Below are 16,301 nucleotides of genomic sequence, written 5' to 3'. Positions count from 1 at the left end.
GTTATTTATTTATAAATACTTTACCTAATTTATCCAAATACTGCGATGTAGTTTCTTTTAGATACACACCCAAACCGATAGCTGTTTTGTCCAGTAGATTCATTTTAAAAAATGAATAATCAAATTGATGTAGTTGTCCACTGGTTAAGGAAATTCGTTTTTGTGCTAAAATTTCGCATTCAGAACTGGAGATATTATTGATTCCTCCTACATCAATATATGTACGCAGTCGATCTTCTGTATTGGTTAAAGCTTCTTCTAAAATTGATAAGCTTGTTGCTGCATCTGCGAGAATTTTTCGTTGGATATTAATGTGGTCAATAGCTATTTCTTTATCAGATTGCACCTGTTTATCGGTCTTTTCAATAGAATAATAATCCTTGTCAATATCGCGATTAAACTGTTTGATAGTTTGTAAATGAATATGCCCTAAATCTCGCATGGGGGTGATAATAGCTGTAAATTTAGTTTGAAGTACTGCATAATATGATCGTTCGTTGGCTAATGAGCCTTGATCATGTTTGTCTTTTGCTATCAGAAAAAAATCAAGTATTCCTTTTTCGACTTCATAGTCCACAGCTCTGGTACGAGTTAATAATTGAGAAAATGGTTCCGCCTTTGTGGTAAACTGTTTAATTAATATTAGTATTTCATCCAAAGATTCATTTCCTGTTTCCTGAAAACGATCATTATCTAAGTCTATAGGTTCAGGCTTGTGATCAGTAGGCTTGTTTTTCTTTCCGCTGTCTTCAAATAAGTCATCATATAAACTAGGCATGCTCCTATTGAAAGTTAAAGTTGTTTTATTTTTTTATTATCCCAAAGATACTGTTTTTAGCAAAAGATTGTATCATACGTTACTGACACCGTTATGAATTACAAACCCCGTTTCAAACTTTTGAAACGGGGTTTTATCTTTTTTAGCAATGAATTTATTCTTAATGAATTTGCTAAATAACTTCGCTGTCGTCGTACGACCTACATCATTCCTGGCATTCCTCCGCCCATTGGTGGCATTCCGCCTCCAGCAGGAGCATCTTCTTTAATATCAATTAATGCACATTCTGTAGTAAGGATCATTCCTGATACAGAAGCTGCATTTTCTAAGGCGATACGAGTTACTTTCTTAGGATCGATGATCCCAGCTTTCAACATATCTACATACGTTTCAGTCTTAGCATCATACCCAAAATCACCTTTTCCTTCTAGTACTTTAGCAATCACTACAGAACCTTCTCCGCCTGCATTTTCAACAATAGTTCTTAGCGGAGATTCGATAGCCTTATTTACAATCTGTATACCAGTAGCTTCGTCAGCATTTTCAGTTTTCACTTTATCTAATGTGGCTTTTGCTCTTACTAAAGCTACACCACCACCTGCAACAATACCTTCTTCTACTGCTGCGCGAGTAGCGTGAAGTGCATCGTCTACACGGTCTTTCTTTTCTTTCATCTCTACTTCAGAAGCAGCACCTACGTACAATACAGCTACACCACCAGCTAATTTAGCTAAACGCTCTTGTAATTTTTCTCTATCATAATCAGAGGTTGTGGTTTCGATCTGAGATTTGATCTGGTTTACTCTGTTTTTAATTAAATCTTCTTCACCAGCACCATTTACTACCGTAGTGTTATCTTTATCGATAGCTACCTTTTCCGCAGTTCCTAAGTTTTCGATAGTTGCACCTTCTAGGGTAAATCCTCTTTCCTCAGAGATTACAGTACCACCTGTAAGGATCGCAAGATCCTCTAACATTGCCTTACGTCTGTCTCCAAAACCTGGAGCTTTTACAGCAGCAATTTTTAATGCACCTCTTAGTTTATTAACAACTAATGTTGCTAATGCTTCTCCATCGACATCTTCTGCGATGATCAATAAAGGCTTTCCTGTTTGAGCAACTGGCTCAAGAATAGGTAATAAATCTTTCATTGCAGAAATCTTCTTATCATATAATAAAATATATGGATTTTCAAGATCTGCTGTCATTTTTTCGCTATTAGTAACAAAGTAAGGAGAAAGATATCCTCTATCAAATTGCATTCCTTCTACAATATCAACGGTAGTGTCTGTACCTTTTGCTTCTTCTACAGTGATCACTCCTTCTTTTCCCACTTTTCCGAAAGCTTGCGCGATAAGCTCTCCGATTGTTTCATCATTATTAGCAGAAATTGCTGCTACTTGCTTAATTTTATCAGAAGAGTTACCTACTTCTTTAGTTTGCTTTTCTAAATCCTCAGTAATCGCAAGAACGGCTTTATCAATACCACGTTTAAGATCCATTGGATTAGCACCTGCTGCTACATTTTTAAGACCTTCTTTTACGATAGCCTGTGCTAATACAGTAGCTGTAGTAGTACCATCTCCGGCAAGATCATTAGTTTTAGAAGCAACTTCTTTTACCATTTGTGCTCCCATATTCTCCAGAGCATCTTCTAATTCTACTTCTTTAGCTACAGAAACACCATCTTTAGTTACTTGAGGTGCTCCAAATGATTTACTGATAATTACATTACGACCTTTTGGTCCTAGAGTTACTTTTACTGCATTTGCTAATGCGTCCACACCGCGTTTGATTCCGTCACGTGCTTCTATGTCAAATTTTATGTCTTTAGCCATAATATTTTTTTAATTTGTGTTTTTTGATTCAGTTTTTTAAACAATCGCTAGGATATCATCCTCACGCATAATTAAATAGTCTTTTCCATCTAATTTTAATTCAGTACCGGAATACTTCCCGTAAAGTACAGTATCACCAACTTTAACAGTCATTTCGTGATCCTTTTTACCGCTACCTACTGCAGCTACCTTACCTTTTTGTTGCTTTTCTTGTGCTGAATCAGGGATGTATAATCCTGAAGCTGTTTGAGTTTCAGCTGGAAGTGGCTCAATAACCACACGATCTGAAAGAGGTTTAATATTTACTCCCATTATAATTAGTTTTATATTTTAAAATTAAAATGAATTATTTGATGCTATGCATTTCAGAAATTATGCCAGTGGTGTGATACTGACAAATTGAAACAAAAAATGCCGACTGTATGACAAGTCGGCATTTTATTTTTGTTCTACAAGAATTAATCTTGTGGAGTGTCATCCGTTGTTGGATCCGGTGTTACAGGTGTGTCAATTAATTCCACATCATTGGTATCTACCGTCGGATCTTGATTTGTTGTCGCATCCATAAGATCTACATTTGATAAAAGAATTAGCGCTAATAGCAAAGTAGCTAATGCCCAAGTACTTTTATCTAGGAAATCTGTTGTTTTTTTTACACCGCCTAATTGCTGTGTTCCACCGCCACCAAAAGAAGATGATAGACCTCCTCCTTTAGGATTCTGAACCATAATTACTACAACTAGTAAAAATGATACGATTACGATTAGTATTAAAAAGATTGAAAACGTTGTCATTATATATTGTTATTTATTTTCTTGTATTTTTTTTATCGCTCGAATTTGGTCTGCAAAGAAACCACTTTTTTCGGGATTTTTCAAAATTAATATTTTATATGCTTGAATTGCCTTTTTATACTTTTTTTGAGCTAAGTATACTCTGGCTAAAGTCTCTGTCATTAACTCGTCTGGAGCAACCATATGTTTATTGGCAAGGTTGCGTGCAGGAGCATTCTTTTCAACAGGCTTAATCTTTGGGTTACTGGCTATAAACTCATCAATCAAATTAAATTTATGTTCTTTATCCGACCGTTTTTCTGTTTGTTTTTCCTTTATAATTTCCTTGCTTTCATCCTTAATGCTATCTTTTTCTTCAGTGTTTCTATTTATGGGTTGGATGGATGAGAGTTTTAACCATTCTGCGAAGGAGTGCGCTTCTTTTTTGTTAAAATCAAGAGGTTTGTCAACTTCTAACTCTTTTTCAAGGCTTTTTACAGCGTTCGATTCTTCTGTAGAATCACTTTTTTCGGATTGTTCAATTATAGTTTCAGCAATAGTAATATTTCTGGAGGAGTTTTCTTCTTTAGATGAAAATAGGGCAGGATCAAGTACTTCTTCTGCCTCTTCTATTTTCATGGATACGGCATCATCCAGTGAAATTCTTGAAAGTACCTTTACCTCTTGTGCATCTACCACGTCGATATCTACTTTGTTTTTCTTTGATGCTATAGGTTCTTCAATATCTTTATCAAAGAGTTTAGATGTAATAAAATCAAATAAAACACCTCTATCCGTTGTATGCGCGGCTGTGGTTTTTAGCTCTTGATTATACCTAAAACTTTCGTCATCTTTTAAGCCTTTTAATATCAGAGCTCTTACAGATTGGAAATAGGGAAACTCCCGAATAATTTTTTCCAAATTTTCTGTTTGCTCCTTGTTAATTAAAGAAGGATTTTGAAATAAATATGTAAGTTCTTTAGTATTCAAAAAACAATAATTAAGTTTTTACCACTTGGCTAAGGTAGCATTAAGTATATCCTGTGTTATTCTTTCAAAAATCACATCCACAGCTTCAGCTCTTACAGCGGTTTCGGATTGCGAAGCAGGAAAGTCAAAAAAGAAGGAAAAACGTTGTTCAAGGTCTTCTTTAGGGTTTTTAGTATCATAAAAACGAACATTTACTGCAATTGTAAGTCGGTTTTGAGCTGCCGTATTTTGTGAGGTAGCATTTGTTGGTATTACAACATCCTGAACAATTTCTCCTTCATAAGCAATGTCTCCATTAGAGGTTACGAGATCCAGATTAGTTTGGTTTAGAATTAAATCCTGTAACTGATTGGTAAAGGCTTGATCTGTTCCTGGATTAATAATAGCTGCTTGATTTTGGAAAAAGGCGACCTGAAACGTAGCAGCGTCTGTATTAATCCCACTAAAAGAGTACGCACCACAGCCTTGAAGCACTGCAATGGCTATCAATCCAATTAAAATATGTTTTATTTTTTTCATTTAAATAAAAATTCGCATAAATTTTGAGATTTATCTATCCTATAATAATAAGGGTTTATAAATCATATTGCTTTATTTTTCTATATAAAGTTCGTTCACTAATTCCTAGCTCTTCTGCAGCGGCTTTACGTTTTCCACGATGACGTTCTAAGGACTTTTTTATCAATTCTAGTTCTTTATCGTGTAATGAGAGTGTTTCTTCTTCCTCAATTTCCTCTGCAAAATGATATTTGTCATCCTCTTTTTTTGTAACTTCTGCAGGTGTTATTTGTAAAACCTCTGTTGTTGTTGTTGGTGCTATAGGTTCTTCAAAAGGGATTTCTTCTTCCTCTTTATCGTCGCGATAGATCTTTCTAATTAACCCTTCGTGTTCCTCTTGCACTTGTTGTGAGTTTCCGCTCTGCATCAACTCCATAGTTAACTTTTTGAGATCGTTAAGATCGTTTTTCATATCAAAAAGCACTTTATATAAAATCTCTCTCTCGTTACTAAAGTCACTATCTTTTTTGTCCGAAGAAATTACCGCAGGTAGATTGCTTCCTATGTTAGGTAAATATCCTCGTAAAGTGTTAGCTGATATGGTTCTGTTTTGTTCAAGGACTGATATTTGCTCTGCAATGTTGCGTAATTGTCTGATATTACCACTCCAATGATATTTCTCTAATAAAAGAGCAGCATCTTCTTCTAGTCTAATAGTTGGCATCTTATACTTTGTAGCAAAGTCAGAGGCAAATTTTCTGAATAAGAGATGTATATCTTCTTTACGCTCTCGTAAAGGCGGTAATAGGATTTCTACTGTACTTAATCGATAATAAAGGTCTTCACGGAATTTTTCCTTTTTGATAGCTTCAAACATATTTACATTTGTAGCGGCTACAATACGCACATCTGTTTTCTGTACTTTTGAAGATCCTACTTTAATGAACTCACCATTCTCTAGTACTCTAAGCAGTCTAACCTGAGTTGTTAAAGGTAGTTCTCCCACTTCGTCAAGAAATATAGTTCCACCATCTGCTACTTCAAAATACCCACTTCTTGTGGAAGTAGCACCTGTGAAAGCTCCTTTTTCGTGGCCAAATAATTCACTGTCAATAGTCCCCTCTGGTATAGCGCCACAGTTAACTGCAATATACTTGCCGTGTTTTCTATGAGATAGCGAATGAACAATTTTAGGAATACTTTCTTTACCAACACCACTTTCTCCCGTAACCAGAACCGAAATGTCTGTAGGAGCTACCTGAATAGTTTTTTCTATAGCACGATTTAGTTTAGGATCATTTCCTATGATCCCGAATCGTTGTTTTGTAGCTTGAACTGATTCCATTTAATAGAGCTATATTAGTATGTTTTCAATGTTAAACTTAATTATTATCAGAATATCCTACTGCTTCTCCGAGTAGTGTGGCGCTTGTGCACTGATCAATACGAACCATGACAAAATCTCCTATTTTATAATCGCCTTTAGGGAAAATTGCAACTATATTTTTTGTGGTTCTTCCGCTCCAATGTTTATCTGATTTTTTAGATTCTTTTTCTATTAAGACTTCAAAAGTTTGTCCAATATAGGATTCATGCCTGTAAGCACAATGTTTACGTTGTAATGCAATTACTTCTGCAAGCCTCCTTTTTTTAACTTCTTCCGGAACATCATCTTCTAGCTTTCTTTCGGCCAACGTTCCTGGTCTTTCAGAATAAGCATACATATAACCGTGTTCATACTTAATGCGTTCTAACAACGATAATGTATCCTGATGATCTTCTTCGGTTTCTGTCGGAAAACCAATAATCATATCCTGGGTTATAGAACAATCAGGAATGATTTGTTTTATGTTATCCACTAGTTCAATATATTCTTGGCGTGTATGTAAGCGATTCATTGCTGCAAGAATGCGATCGCTTCCACTTTGTATAGGTAGGTGAATATGTTTACAGATGTTTTTGTGCTTCGCCATTACCTCAATTACATCTAATGTCATATCCTGAGGATTGGATGTGGAGAAACGTATACGCAGTTTAGGATACTTTTCTGCTACTAGATCCAAAAGCTTTGCAAAATCTGTGGCAGTAGCTTTTTGTAAATCACTAGCCTTGTCAAAATCTTTTTTTAGTCCTCCGCCATACCATAAATAACTATCAACATTTTGGCCTAATAATGTAATTTCTTTGAAATTATTGATAACCAGATCGTCTATTTCTTTCAGAATACTTTGCGGATCACGACTTCGTTCTCTTCCTCTGGTAAAAGGTACTACGCAAAAAGTACACATATTATCACAACCTCTAGTGATAGAAACAAAAGCAGAGACTCCATTGCTTTGTAAGCGAACTGGAGAGATATCTCCATAGGTCTCTTCTTTTGATAAAACTACATTTACCGCATTGCGCCCTGCATCAACCTCTTCTATCAAATTAGGTAAATCTTTATAGGCATCAGGTCCTACTACTAGGTCAACAATCTTTTCTTCTTCTAGGAACTTACTTTTTAAACGTTCTGCCATACATCCTAGAACACCCACTTTCATGCTTGGATTTATTCTTTTTACTGCGTTATATTTTTCTAAACGTTTTCTTACTGTTAGTTCTGCTTTTTCACGAATAGAACAGGTATTTACCAAAACCAGATCAGCATCTTCAAGGTTTTGAGTAGTGTTAAAACCTTCTTTAGCTAAAATTGAAGCTACAATTTCGCTGTCGCTAAAATTCATTTGGCATCCGTAGCTTTCAATAAAAAGCTTTCTGGTATTTCCTTCTTTTTCGTCCAGAGACAATGCTTGTCCCTGGATGTTTTCATCAATAATCTTCTCCATGTGTGATAATATCCTTGTCTATTCAACTCAAATAGTGTGCAAAGATACTCTTTAAAACGACATATGACAAAGTGGCAGGATTATATTTGTTTAAATATTTATATTTGAGAAAACTAATCAACTAAATCAATCCTGTGTATGAATGCTAGTCAACTCTTTGATAAAATAGAAAACATTAGTCCAATAGATTTTGGGAATATTTTTAATAAAAGTATCGAGCTTTTTAAGAAAGTATGGTTGCAGGGATTTATTCATTTGCTTATTTCTTTTGTGGTTATCATTCCACTAATCATTGTAATGTACATTCCTATTGTTGCGTTAGCAAGTATAAATGGTTTTGATGATTCATATGGTGAATACTCTAACCAATTCGAAGAAGTTTCTATAGGATTAGCTATTTTGTTTGTAGTATTGGCAGTTGTAGTTTCTATGATTGCTTCTGCGTTTCAATTTGGTATTATTGCTCATTTCTATCAAACTTGCAAACAGGAGGATTTGGAGCTACATCAAGGATCAAATTATTTTATGTTTTTTAAAGGAAAGTACTTAGGGAAAATATTAGTTCTTGCTATTGCTATTTCAGTAATTTCCATAGTAGCTATGTCCTTATGTTTTTTTCCGCTTTTATATGTAATGGTGCCTTTACAATTGTTAGGTGTTATTTTTGCATTTAATCCTGATGTGAGTGCTTCAGATTTGATTAAAGCAAGTTTTAAATTAGGTAATAAAATTTGGCTCATGGCTTTTTTGTTGATTTTAATATCAGCCGTTTTAGCAGAAATTGTTGGTTTGATGGCTTGTGGGATAGGAATATTTTTTACTATATTCTTTGTTCGAATTCCTGTTTACTACATGTACAAGGATACTATAGGTTTCGAAAATGAAACAGAATCCGAGGAATGGAATGCGATTGTTGAATAAAAAAGTAAAATAAAACCTGCTGATTTTGCAGGTTTTTTTAGTATAATTTTTGAGAAAAAATTTTGATCTCGAAAAATTGATATACTTTTGCTTCCAGAAATAAGTCATCAACGCTGGGTTATTACCAACTGAAAATATTTATTGGCGATTCCATCTGTCAACCAATAAATAGTATTTATCAACAGATGAAAAAAAAGGATTATGGCTAAGAATTTAGTGATTGTGGAGTCACCAGCTAAGGCAAAGACAATAGAAAAGTTTCTAGGAAAAGATTATAAAGTAGCTTCTAGTTTTGGACATATTGCAGATTTGCCCGCAAAAGAACTTGGTGTGGATGTTGAAGAAGGGTTTAAACCAAAATATATTGTCTCAAAAGATAAGAAAGATGTGGTTAAAAAGCTGAAAGATCTTTCTAAGAAAGCAGAGATGGTATGGTTAGCTAGTGATGAGGATCGAGAGGGAGAAGCTATTGCTTGGCATTTGGCAGAAGAGTTAAAACTAGATAAAGATAAGACACGTAGAATTGTTTTTCACGAGATTACTAAAAAAGCAATACTTAAGGCAATTGAAAATCCGAGAAGTATAGATTATAATTTAGTAAATGCGCAGCAAGCTAGACGAGTGCTTGATCGATTAGTAGGATATGAATTATCTCCTGTTTTATGGAGAAAAGTAAAAGGAGGATTATCAGCAGGAAGGGTACAGTCTGTATCTGTGAGGTTGATTGTAGAGAGAGAACGTGAGATACTTGGTTTCGCTCCTGTTGCTTCTTATCGCGTTGATGCAGAGTTCGCTAATGAAAAAGGAAAGTCTTTTAAAGCGAAATTGCCTAAGAATTTTTCTACAAAAGAAGAAGCGCAAGCATTTTTAAAGAAGAACCTGGGAGCTGGTTTTAATGTTGCTGATCTTACTACCAAACCAGCAAAAAAATCACCTGCACCACCATTTACAACATCTACCTTACAACAGGAAGCATCCAGAAAATTGTATTTTTCTGTTAGTAAGACAATGACGATGGCGCAACGTTTGTATGAGGCTGGATTGATTACCTATATGAGAACAGATAGTGTGAATCTATCTACAGAAGCTCAAAACGGTGCAAAAGCAGAAATAATTTCTGCATACGGAGAAGAATATAGCAATCCTAAACAATATAAAGGAAAAGCAAAAGGAGCTCAAGAGGCTCACGAAGCAATAAGACCGACGGATTTTTCAAGACATACGGTACCGGTTGATTATGATCAACAACGTCTCTACGAATTAATCTGGAAAAGAGCGATTGCTTCACAAATGAGTGATGCTAAATTAGAAAGAACCAATGTGAAAATTGGATCTACTTCTCATAATGAGCAATTTGTTGCAAATGGAGAGGTGATAAAATTTGAAGGTTTCCTTAAAGTGTATCTTGAAGGCAATGATGATGAAGATGAAGAGCAAAGCGGCATCTTGCCTGCTATGAAAGTTGGTGAGAATTTGTTTAATAATTATGTTACCGCTACCGAAAGATTTACCAGACCACCAAGCCGATATTCTGAAGCGGCTTTAGTAAAAAAATTAGAAGAATTAGGTATTGGCCGTCCATCTACGTATGCGCCAACAATCTCTACCATCCAAAATAGAAACTATATAGAAAAAGGTTCTAAAGAGGGAGAAGAGCGAGGTTATGTTCAGATTACGCTTTCTGGTGATGCAATTAAAGAGAAAAATTTAAAGGAAAAAGTAGGAAGTGATAAAGGAAAATTAATTCCGACCGATGTGGGAATGGTGGTTAATGACTTTTTAGTAAATCATTTCTCTTCTATTTTAGATTATAATTTTACAGCAAAAGTAGAGCAAGACTTTGATGAAATTGCTGAAGGCCAGGAAGACTGGACTCATGTAATGAAAGAGTTTTATGACGAGTTTCATCCTAGAGTAGAAGATGTTGCTCAGAATGCAGAGCGTGAGGTGGGAGAAAGGATTTTAGGAGAAGATCCAGATTCTGGGAAACCTGTAAGTGTTCGTTTAGGAAAATTTGGACCAATGGTACAAATTGGTACTGCAGAAGATGAGGATAAACCAAGGTTTGCTAGTTTGGCACCAGGGCAAACGTTAGGGAGTATAACTTTTGAACAAGCAATGGATTTATTTCAATTGCCAAAAGAGCTAGGTGATTATAAAGGGGAAACAGTTACTGTAAATAATGGACGTTTTGGTCCATATGTAAAGTTTGGAGCTAAATTTGTTTCTCTTGATAAAGGAGAAGATCCCTTAAGCACATCATTAGAAAGAGCAATCGAACTTATTGATGCTAAAGAAAAGGCAGATGCTCCAATATATACATATGAAAATTTACCAGTGCAAAAAGGAACTGGTCGGTTTGGTCCATTTATTAAATGGAATGGGATGTTTATCAATGTGAATAAAAAATATGACTTTGATAACCTTTCTGATGAGGATATTATTCAGCTTATTGAAGAAAAGAAACAGAAAGAGATTGATAAAGTAATTCATAATTGGGAGGAAGAAGGTATCCGAGTTGAAAAAGCAAGATGGGGGCGAAGCAATGTTATAAAAGGTAAAATCAAAATTGAATTACCTAAAACTGTAGATGCTACTAAACTTACTTTAGAAAAGGTAAAAGATCTTATCGAAAAGAATGCTCCTAAAAAGAAGACTACTGCTAAGAAAAAAACAACAAAAAAGACTACTAAAAAGAAATAAGTATATAATAATATGTCTTTAGAGTTTCTTTCACCAGTCAGCGAAATAGTGGCAGCGCATGTTGCATTGCTACCAGATCAATCATTAGGCAAACAGATTAAAGTTCATACTTCTGACTATGGAGTTCCTGATCTTGATAAAGTAGATATTGCAATTATTTGCGTTAGAGAGAATAGAAATGATATTAATTTTCTGGGAGAAGAGCTGCATTTTGATACTATACGAAAATCTTTATATGACCTGTTTCCAGGTAATTGGGATACTTTAATTGTAGATCTTGGAGATATTATTCCAGGAGAAGAAGTAAGCGATACTTATTTTTTAATGAAAGATATTCTTGCTACACTACTTCAAAAAAATGTGATACCCCTAATTATTGGAGGTAGTCAAGATTTAGTATATGGTCAGTATCGTGCTTTTGATATTTTGGAGAGAATGGTTAATCTTGTCAATGTAGATAGTAGGTTTGATTTAGGAAATACTTCTCAGCCAATAACAAATACCTCTTTTGTAGGTAAGATTATTGTAGAACAGCCTTATAATCTTTTCAATTATAGCAATATAGGGTATCAAACTTATTTTAATTCACAAGAAGAAATAGATTTAATAGAGAAATTATATTTTGATGCATATCGGTTGGGGGAAGTGACATCAGATGTTACAATTGTAGAGCCTATCATGCGCGATGCTGATATTGTAGCAATTGATCTTGGGGCTATGAGCTCTACGTATCTTAATTACAAGTATGCTTCACCGAATGGTTTTGATGGTAGAGAGATATGTGCTATTGCAAGATATGCTGGTATTAGTGATAAGGTAAAAAGTTTTGGAGTCTATGAATTCAAAAACTTTAAACATGAAGAAACGACGGCATTGTTAATTGCACAAATATTTTGGTATTTTATTGAGGGAGTTAATTATAGGTCCAATGAGTTAGATATTAAAAATCAGACAGGAACACTTCACTATAGTGTGCCTATAGAAGATGAAGTTCTTTCATTTTATAAAAGCGATAAAACAGAAAGATGGTGGATAGAAATACCTTTTATTTCATCTGGAAATAATAAATTGAAAAGACACACGTTATTACCTTGCACATACAACGATTATGAGCGTGCTTGTAATCAAGAAATACCTGAAAGATGGTATAAGGCAAAACGAAAAAACGAAGTTTAACATTTTTATTAGGGAGATTTAAGGTTTTTTTTGGAAAAAAATTGTTTTTCTGGAAATAAATAAATAGGTTTACCACCTTAAATCTCGAAGATCTTAACCTAAAACACGTTATGAAGAAATTTGTATCACTCTTTGCTATTGTAGCAATACTATATAGTTGTGGCGGAGGAAACCGCGGAGAACTAGTTGGAGTAAAGGGTAAAAAATGGCATCCGGAGAAACCCTACGGAATGGCCCTCATCCCCGGAGGATCATTTATTATGGGTAAATCCGATGATGACAAGGCAGCATTAGCCAATGCGCCTACCAAGACAGTTACCGTTCGATCTTTCTACATGGACGAGACTGAAGTTACTAACAGTGAATATAGACAATTTGTTCGTTGGGTTCGCGATTCCACCGTAAGGATGAAATTAGCTATAATGGCTGATGAAATGGGAAAAACTCCTGGAGATGATGGTATTGGAGAATACGCATTTCTTGATGCGAATACCGAAGATATGTCTGTATATGAGAAATATGTCTATGATAACTATAGCGGAACCGGAGAAACGGGCTATGAGGGTCGAAAACTTAACAAGGACATAGATATTGAATGGGATACAGAGGATTATCCTGATGAGTTTTACACAGAAGTAATGGATTCTTTATACATACCATTAGAAGAATCTTACAATGGAAGACGAACGTTTGATGTGCAAAACTTTAAATTCAGATTTACTTGGATGGATATTCAAGCTGCAGCTCGTGCGAAAAAAGGAAGAAGAAAAGATTTCGTTAAAGAGACAGTGATTGAGGTATATCCTGATACTACCGTTTGGATTAAAGATTTTAATTATTCATATAATGAACCAATGCATAATGATTACTTCTGGCATAGTTCATATGATGATTATCCGGTAGTTGGAGTTTCTTGGGAACAAGCTAAGGCTTTTTGTACTTGGAGAACTATCGAGAAGAATTCTTATCAGAAAAAACGTAATAAGGAGTTTGTAAACTATTTTAGATTACCTACAGAAGCTGAGTGGGAATATGCAGCAAGAGGTGGATTAGAATCAGGAACATATCCTTGGGGTGGACCTTATGCTTTGAACGACAGAGGTTGTTTCTTAGCTAATTTTAAACCTTTACGAGGTAATTACGCAGCTGATAACTTCTTGTATACAGTGGAAGCAAAAACATTTGACCCAAATGATTATAACTTATATAACATGGCAGGTAATGTTTCAGAGTGGGTGCAGTCTTCTTATGACCCTGCAGCCTATGAATATGTATCATCAATGAACCCGAATGTTAACGATGATCAGAACAAACGAAAAGTTGTGCGTGGAGGATCCTGGAAAGATGTTGCTTATTTCCTACAGGTAAGTACCAGAGATTACGAATACGCAGATTCGGCTAGAAGTTATATTGGATTCAGAACGGTACAGGATTATATGGGTACTGACGTTACTGGAGAAGATAATACCCAAAATCAGAATTAGAATAAGTCCCAAAATTTATCTATCAACCTTAATTACTAACCCTTTTTTAATTTAATACTTAAAAAAAATTTAAAAAACTAAACACATTTATTATGGCAAATTCAAAATCAAGCAAGAAATTAATGAACATGGTATACGGTCTGGGAGCAGCTGTAGTAATCCTTGGAGCGTTATTTAAAATTATGCACTGGCCAGCAGGTAATGAAATGCTTATCATTGGTCTAATTACTGAAGCATTGGTATTTACAGTTTCTGCATTCGAACCTGTTGATGATGATTTAGATTGGTCTTTAGTGTACCCTGAATTAGCTGGAGGTAATAAGAAAGACAAGAAAGAAAATCAAACTCCAGAAGGAATGTTGTCTAAGAAATTAGATGAAATGCTTAAAGAAGCGAGAGTAGATTCTAGTCTTATGAGTAGTCTTGGAGAAAGTATTCGTAATTTTGAAGGAGCTGCAAAAGGAATTTCTCCTACGATTGATTCAATCCAAGGTCAGAAAAAATATAGTGAAGAGATGGCAAAAGCTGCTGCTTCATTAGAATCATTAAATAGTCTTTATAAAGTACAGTTAGAATCTTCAGCATCTCAGGCTGAGGCTAATCAAGCTATTGCAGATAATGCTCAGAAACTTAAAGACCAAATGGAAAGTCTTGCCAGTAACTTATCTTCTCTTAATGGAGTATATGGTGGTATGTTAAGTGCTATGAACAGAAACTAGTATTTAACTAAATTAAAAAATAACTACCAAAATATAGAAACATGGCAGGAGGAAAATTATCACCAAGGCAGAAGATGATCAATCTTATGTACTTGGTATTTATAGCAATGATGGCATTAAATATGTCAAAAGAAGTATTATCGGCTTTTGGTCTAATGAACGAAAAGTTAACTGCTTCTAATACAATCTCTACAGAGCGTAATGCGGCTTTTATGGCTGGTTTAGCGGATAAAGTTTCAGAACAACCAGAGAAATATACACCGCTTAAGGAAAAAGCTGATCAAATAAGTGCTTTATCTAATGAGTTTAATGATTATTTGGAATCTATAAAAAGTGGCCTTTTAGAAGGAAAGGATGATCCTACGGATTATGAATCAATGGATAAAGGAGACGAGCTAGATGAAAAATTCTTTAAAGGAGGAGTTTTGTCTGGTGATGCTAAAGCATTTATGGATAATGTGTCTAAATATCGAGATGGAGTTTCAGCTGCTATTCGTACTGTTAAAGAGGTGGAGCCGGCTGTAGCGGATGATGTAGACAAAACATTTAGCACGAATGATGTTGAAGATAGTGAAGGCGTAAAAAAGAATTGGTTAAAATATAATTTCGAAGGTTTTCCTTTAGTAGCTTCTCTTACTAAGCTAACTCAAATGCAAGCTGATGTTAAGACGACAGAAAGTAAAGTGTTATCGGCTTTGTTAGCAGGTCAGCAAGCTTCAGAACTTTCGTTTAGTAACTATGAGGCAATAGTTGTTCCGGACAAGACAGCTTTCTTTAGTGGAGAGAAGTTTAAGGGGCGTATTGTATTAGGTCGTTTTGATGCTACCTTGAAGCCTACTAAGGTTACCGTTAATGGTAAAGAACAGACAGAAGTAACTAATGGACAAATAATGTTGGATTTCCCTGCAGGTAATGTTGGTGAAAGAGAAGTAAAAGGAGAACTTCAATTCAAAGAGGGTGATTCTACTGTAACTATTCCAATTAAAAGTTCTTATGCAGTAATTCCAAAACCAAATTCTGCAGTAATTTCTGCTGATAAGATGAATGTGGTGTATCGTGGAGTACAGAACCCAATGACGATTTCTATTCCAGGTGTTCCTTCTGTAAATGCAAGTGCTCCGGGTCTTAAGAAAAGAGGTGGTGCTGGTAAATATATGATGAATGTTACTACAGTAAAAGCTAGAGAGGTAAATATTAAAGTTAGTGGTAAATTACCAAATGGTTCTTCAGTAAGTGATACCAAGAAATTCAGAATAAAAGATATCCCTAGACCAGTCGGTACTGTAAGAGGTGAAGATGGTAGTATAAAAATGTCTAAAAGTGGATTACAAAAAGCTTCTATAGGAGCAATACTTCCGGACTTTGATTTTGATATTAAATTAAAAGTAACTGGCTTTAAGTTTAAGGTAGAAGGTCAACCAACTATTAATGTTAGAGGAGGAAGATTAGATTCTAGAGCGCAATCTGCTCTTAGAAAAGCAAAACGCGGATCTTCTGTTCAGGTTATAGACATTAAAGCACAGTTAACAACCAATGCTGGATATAAATTAAAGAAAATATCTCCGGTTATCGTTGAGTTAACGAACTAAAATA

General features: G+C 35.0%; 14 protein-coding genes. 6 read left to right on the top strand and 8 right to left on the bottom strand.

The genetic code is table 11. From position 1 onward, the window contains the following. Position 1: 1 nt before the first annotated feature. The 8 genes from Q0910_RS14315 to miaB form a co-directional block, all read right to left on the bottom strand. A complete protein-coding gene (locus tag Q0910_RS14315; protein WP_299217894.1) occupies positions 2-778 on the bottom strand; it encodes a hypothetical protein in 777 nt (258 codons plus the stop codon). 200 nt (positions 779-978) lie between these two features. Continuing rightward, entirely contained in the window at positions 979-2,616 is a 1,638-nt protein-coding gene (gene groL, locus Q0910_RS14310; RefSeq protein ID WP_299217892.1) for a chaperonin GroEL, read from the bottom strand. A 36-nt stretch (positions 2,617-2,652) separates the two neighbouring features. Next, positions 2,653-2,928 (bottom strand): co-chaperone GroES, encoded by a 276-nt coding sequence (locus Q0910_RS14305; protein WP_219007873.1) that lies wholly within the window; start codon positions 2,926-2,928, stop codon positions 2,653-2,655. Positions 2,929-3,074: 146 nt separating this feature from the next. After that, entirely contained in the window at positions 3,075-3,410 is a 336-nt protein-coding gene (secG, locus tag Q0910_RS14300; RefSeq protein WP_299217890.1) for a preprotein translocase subunit SecG, read from the bottom strand. 9 nt (positions 3,411-3,419) lie between these two features. Beyond that, on the bottom strand, positions 3,420-4,379 hold the full coding sequence (locus tag Q0910_RS14295; protein ID WP_299217888.1) for a hypothetical protein: 960 nt from the start codon (positions 4,377-4,379) through the stop codon (positions 3,420-3,422). A gap of 18 nt (positions 4,380-4,397) precedes the next feature. Continuing rightward, positions 4,398-4,898: an LptE family protein gene (locus Q0910_RS14290; RefSeq protein WP_299217886.1), complete on the bottom strand. Its 501-nt coding sequence runs from the start codon at positions 4,896-4,898 to the stop codon at positions 4,398-4,400. A 55-nt stretch (positions 4,899-4,953) separates the two neighbouring features. Beyond that, positions 4,954-6,222: a sigma-54 dependent transcriptional regulator gene (locus tag Q0910_RS14285; protein WP_299217883.1), complete on the bottom strand. Its 1,269-nt coding sequence runs from the start codon at positions 6,220-6,222 to the stop codon at positions 4,954-4,956. Positions 6,223-6,259: 37 nt separating this feature from the next. Further along, a complete protein-coding gene (gene miaB, locus Q0910_RS14280; protein ID WP_299217881.1) occupies positions 6,260-7,705 on the bottom strand; it encodes a tRNA (N6-isopentenyl adenosine(37)-C2)-methylthiotransferase MiaB in 1,446 nt (481 codons plus the stop codon). Between the two features lie 138 nt (positions 7,706-7,843). Here miaB and Q0910_RS14275 point away from each other — a divergent pair, with 138 nt between their 5' ends. The 6 genes from Q0910_RS14275 (at position 7,844) to gldM (ending at position 16,297) form a co-directional block, all read left to right on the top strand. After that, positions 7,844-8,626, top strand: a complete 783-nt coding sequence (locus Q0910_RS14275) for a hypothetical protein (RefSeq protein WP_299217879.1) — start codon at positions 7,844-7,846, stop codon at positions 8,624-8,626. Positions 8,627-8,827: 201 nt separating this feature from the next. Continuing rightward, positions 8,828-11,329 carry a type I DNA topoisomerase gene (topA, locus tag Q0910_RS14270; RefSeq protein ID WP_299217877.1) on the top strand — a complete coding sequence of 834 codons (2,502 nt, stop codon included), beginning with the start codon at positions 8,828-8,830 and terminating at the stop codon, positions 11,327-11,329. A gap of 12 nt (positions 11,330-11,341) precedes the next feature. After that, entirely contained in the window at positions 11,342-12,505 is a 1,164-nt protein-coding gene (locus Q0910_RS14265; RefSeq protein ID WP_299217875.1) for a formimidoylglutamase, read from the top strand. Positions 12,506-12,615: 110 nt separating this feature from the next. Further along, on the top strand, positions 12,616-13,989 hold the full coding sequence (gene gldK / locus Q0910_RS14260; protein WP_299217873.1) for a gliding motility lipoprotein GldK: 1,374 nt from the start codon (positions 12,616-12,618) through the stop codon (positions 13,987-13,989). A 92-nt stretch (positions 13,990-14,081) separates the two neighbouring features. Beyond that, positions 14,082-14,708, top strand: a complete 627-nt coding sequence (gene gldL / locus Q0910_RS14255) for a gliding motility protein GldL (RefSeq protein ID WP_299217868.1) — start codon at positions 14,082-14,084, stop codon at positions 14,706-14,708. A 41-nt stretch (positions 14,709-14,749) separates the two neighbouring features. After that, the gene (gene gldM / locus Q0910_RS14250) at positions 14,750-16,297 is read left to right on the top strand and encodes a gliding motility protein GldM (RefSeq protein ID WP_299217866.1); all 1,548 of its coding nucleotides are present in this window, start codon (positions 14,750-14,752) and stop codon (positions 16,295-16,297) included. The last annotated feature ends 4 nt before the right edge of the window (positions 16,298-16,301 follow it).

It is taken from the genome of uncultured Aquimarina sp., assembly GCF_947495315.1.
Taxonomy (GTDB): domain Bacteria; phylum Bacteroidota; class Bacteroidia; order Flavobacteriales; family Flavobacteriaceae; genus Aquimarina.
The sequence above is the reverse complement of the archived record's forward strand: the minus strand, read 5'-3'. Positions and strand labels throughout refer to the sequence as shown.

Excerpts from the sequence above, each read along its gene's own strand:
- Q0910_RS14315 (WP_299217894.1), bottom strand. The coding sequence starts at position 778 with ATGCCTAGTTTATATGATGACTTATTTGAAGACAGCGGAAAGAAAAAC.
- groL (WP_299217892.1), bottom strand. The coding sequence starts at position 2,616 with ATGGCTAAAGACATAAAATTTGACATAGAAGCACGTGACGGAATCAAA.
- Q0910_RS14305 (WP_219007873.1), bottom strand. The coding sequence starts at position 2,928 with ATGGGAGTAAATATTAAACCTCTTTCAGATCGTGTGGTTATTGAGCCA.
- secG (WP_299217890.1), bottom strand. The coding sequence starts at position 3,410 with ATGACAACGTTTTCAATCTTTTTAATACTAATCGTAATCGTATCATTT.
- Q0910_RS14290 (WP_299217886.1), bottom strand. The coding sequence starts at position 4,898 with ATGAAAAAAATAAAACATATTTTAATTGGATTGATAGCCATTGCAGTG.
- Q0910_RS14285 (WP_299217883.1), bottom strand. The coding sequence starts at position 6,222 with ATGGAATCAGTTCAAGCTACAAAACAACGATTCGGGATCATAGGAAAT.
- miaB (WP_299217881.1), bottom strand. The coding sequence starts at position 7,705 with ATGGAGAAGATTATTGATGAAAACATCCAGGGACAAGCATTGTCTCTG.
- Q0910_RS14275 (WP_299217879.1), top strand. The coding sequence starts at position 7,844 with ATGAATGCTAGTCAACTCTTTGATAAAATAGAAAACATTAGTCCAATA.
- topA (WP_299217877.1), top strand. The coding sequence starts at position 8,828 with ATGGCTAAGAATTTAGTGATTGTGGAGTCACCAGCTAAGGCAAAGACA.
- Q0910_RS14265 (WP_299217875.1), top strand. The coding sequence starts at position 11,342 with ATGTCTTTAGAGTTTCTTTCACCAGTCAGCGAAATAGTGGCAGCGCAT.
- gldK (WP_299217873.1), top strand. The coding sequence starts at position 12,616 with ATGAAGAAATTTGTATCACTCTTTGCTATTGTAGCAATACTATATAGT.
- gldL (WP_299217868.1), top strand. The coding sequence starts at position 14,082 with ATGGCAAATTCAAAATCAAGCAAGAAATTAATGAACATGGTATACGGT.
- gldM (WP_299217866.1), top strand. The coding sequence starts at position 14,750 with ATGGCAGGAGGAAAATTATCACCAAGGCAGAAGATGATCAATCTTATG.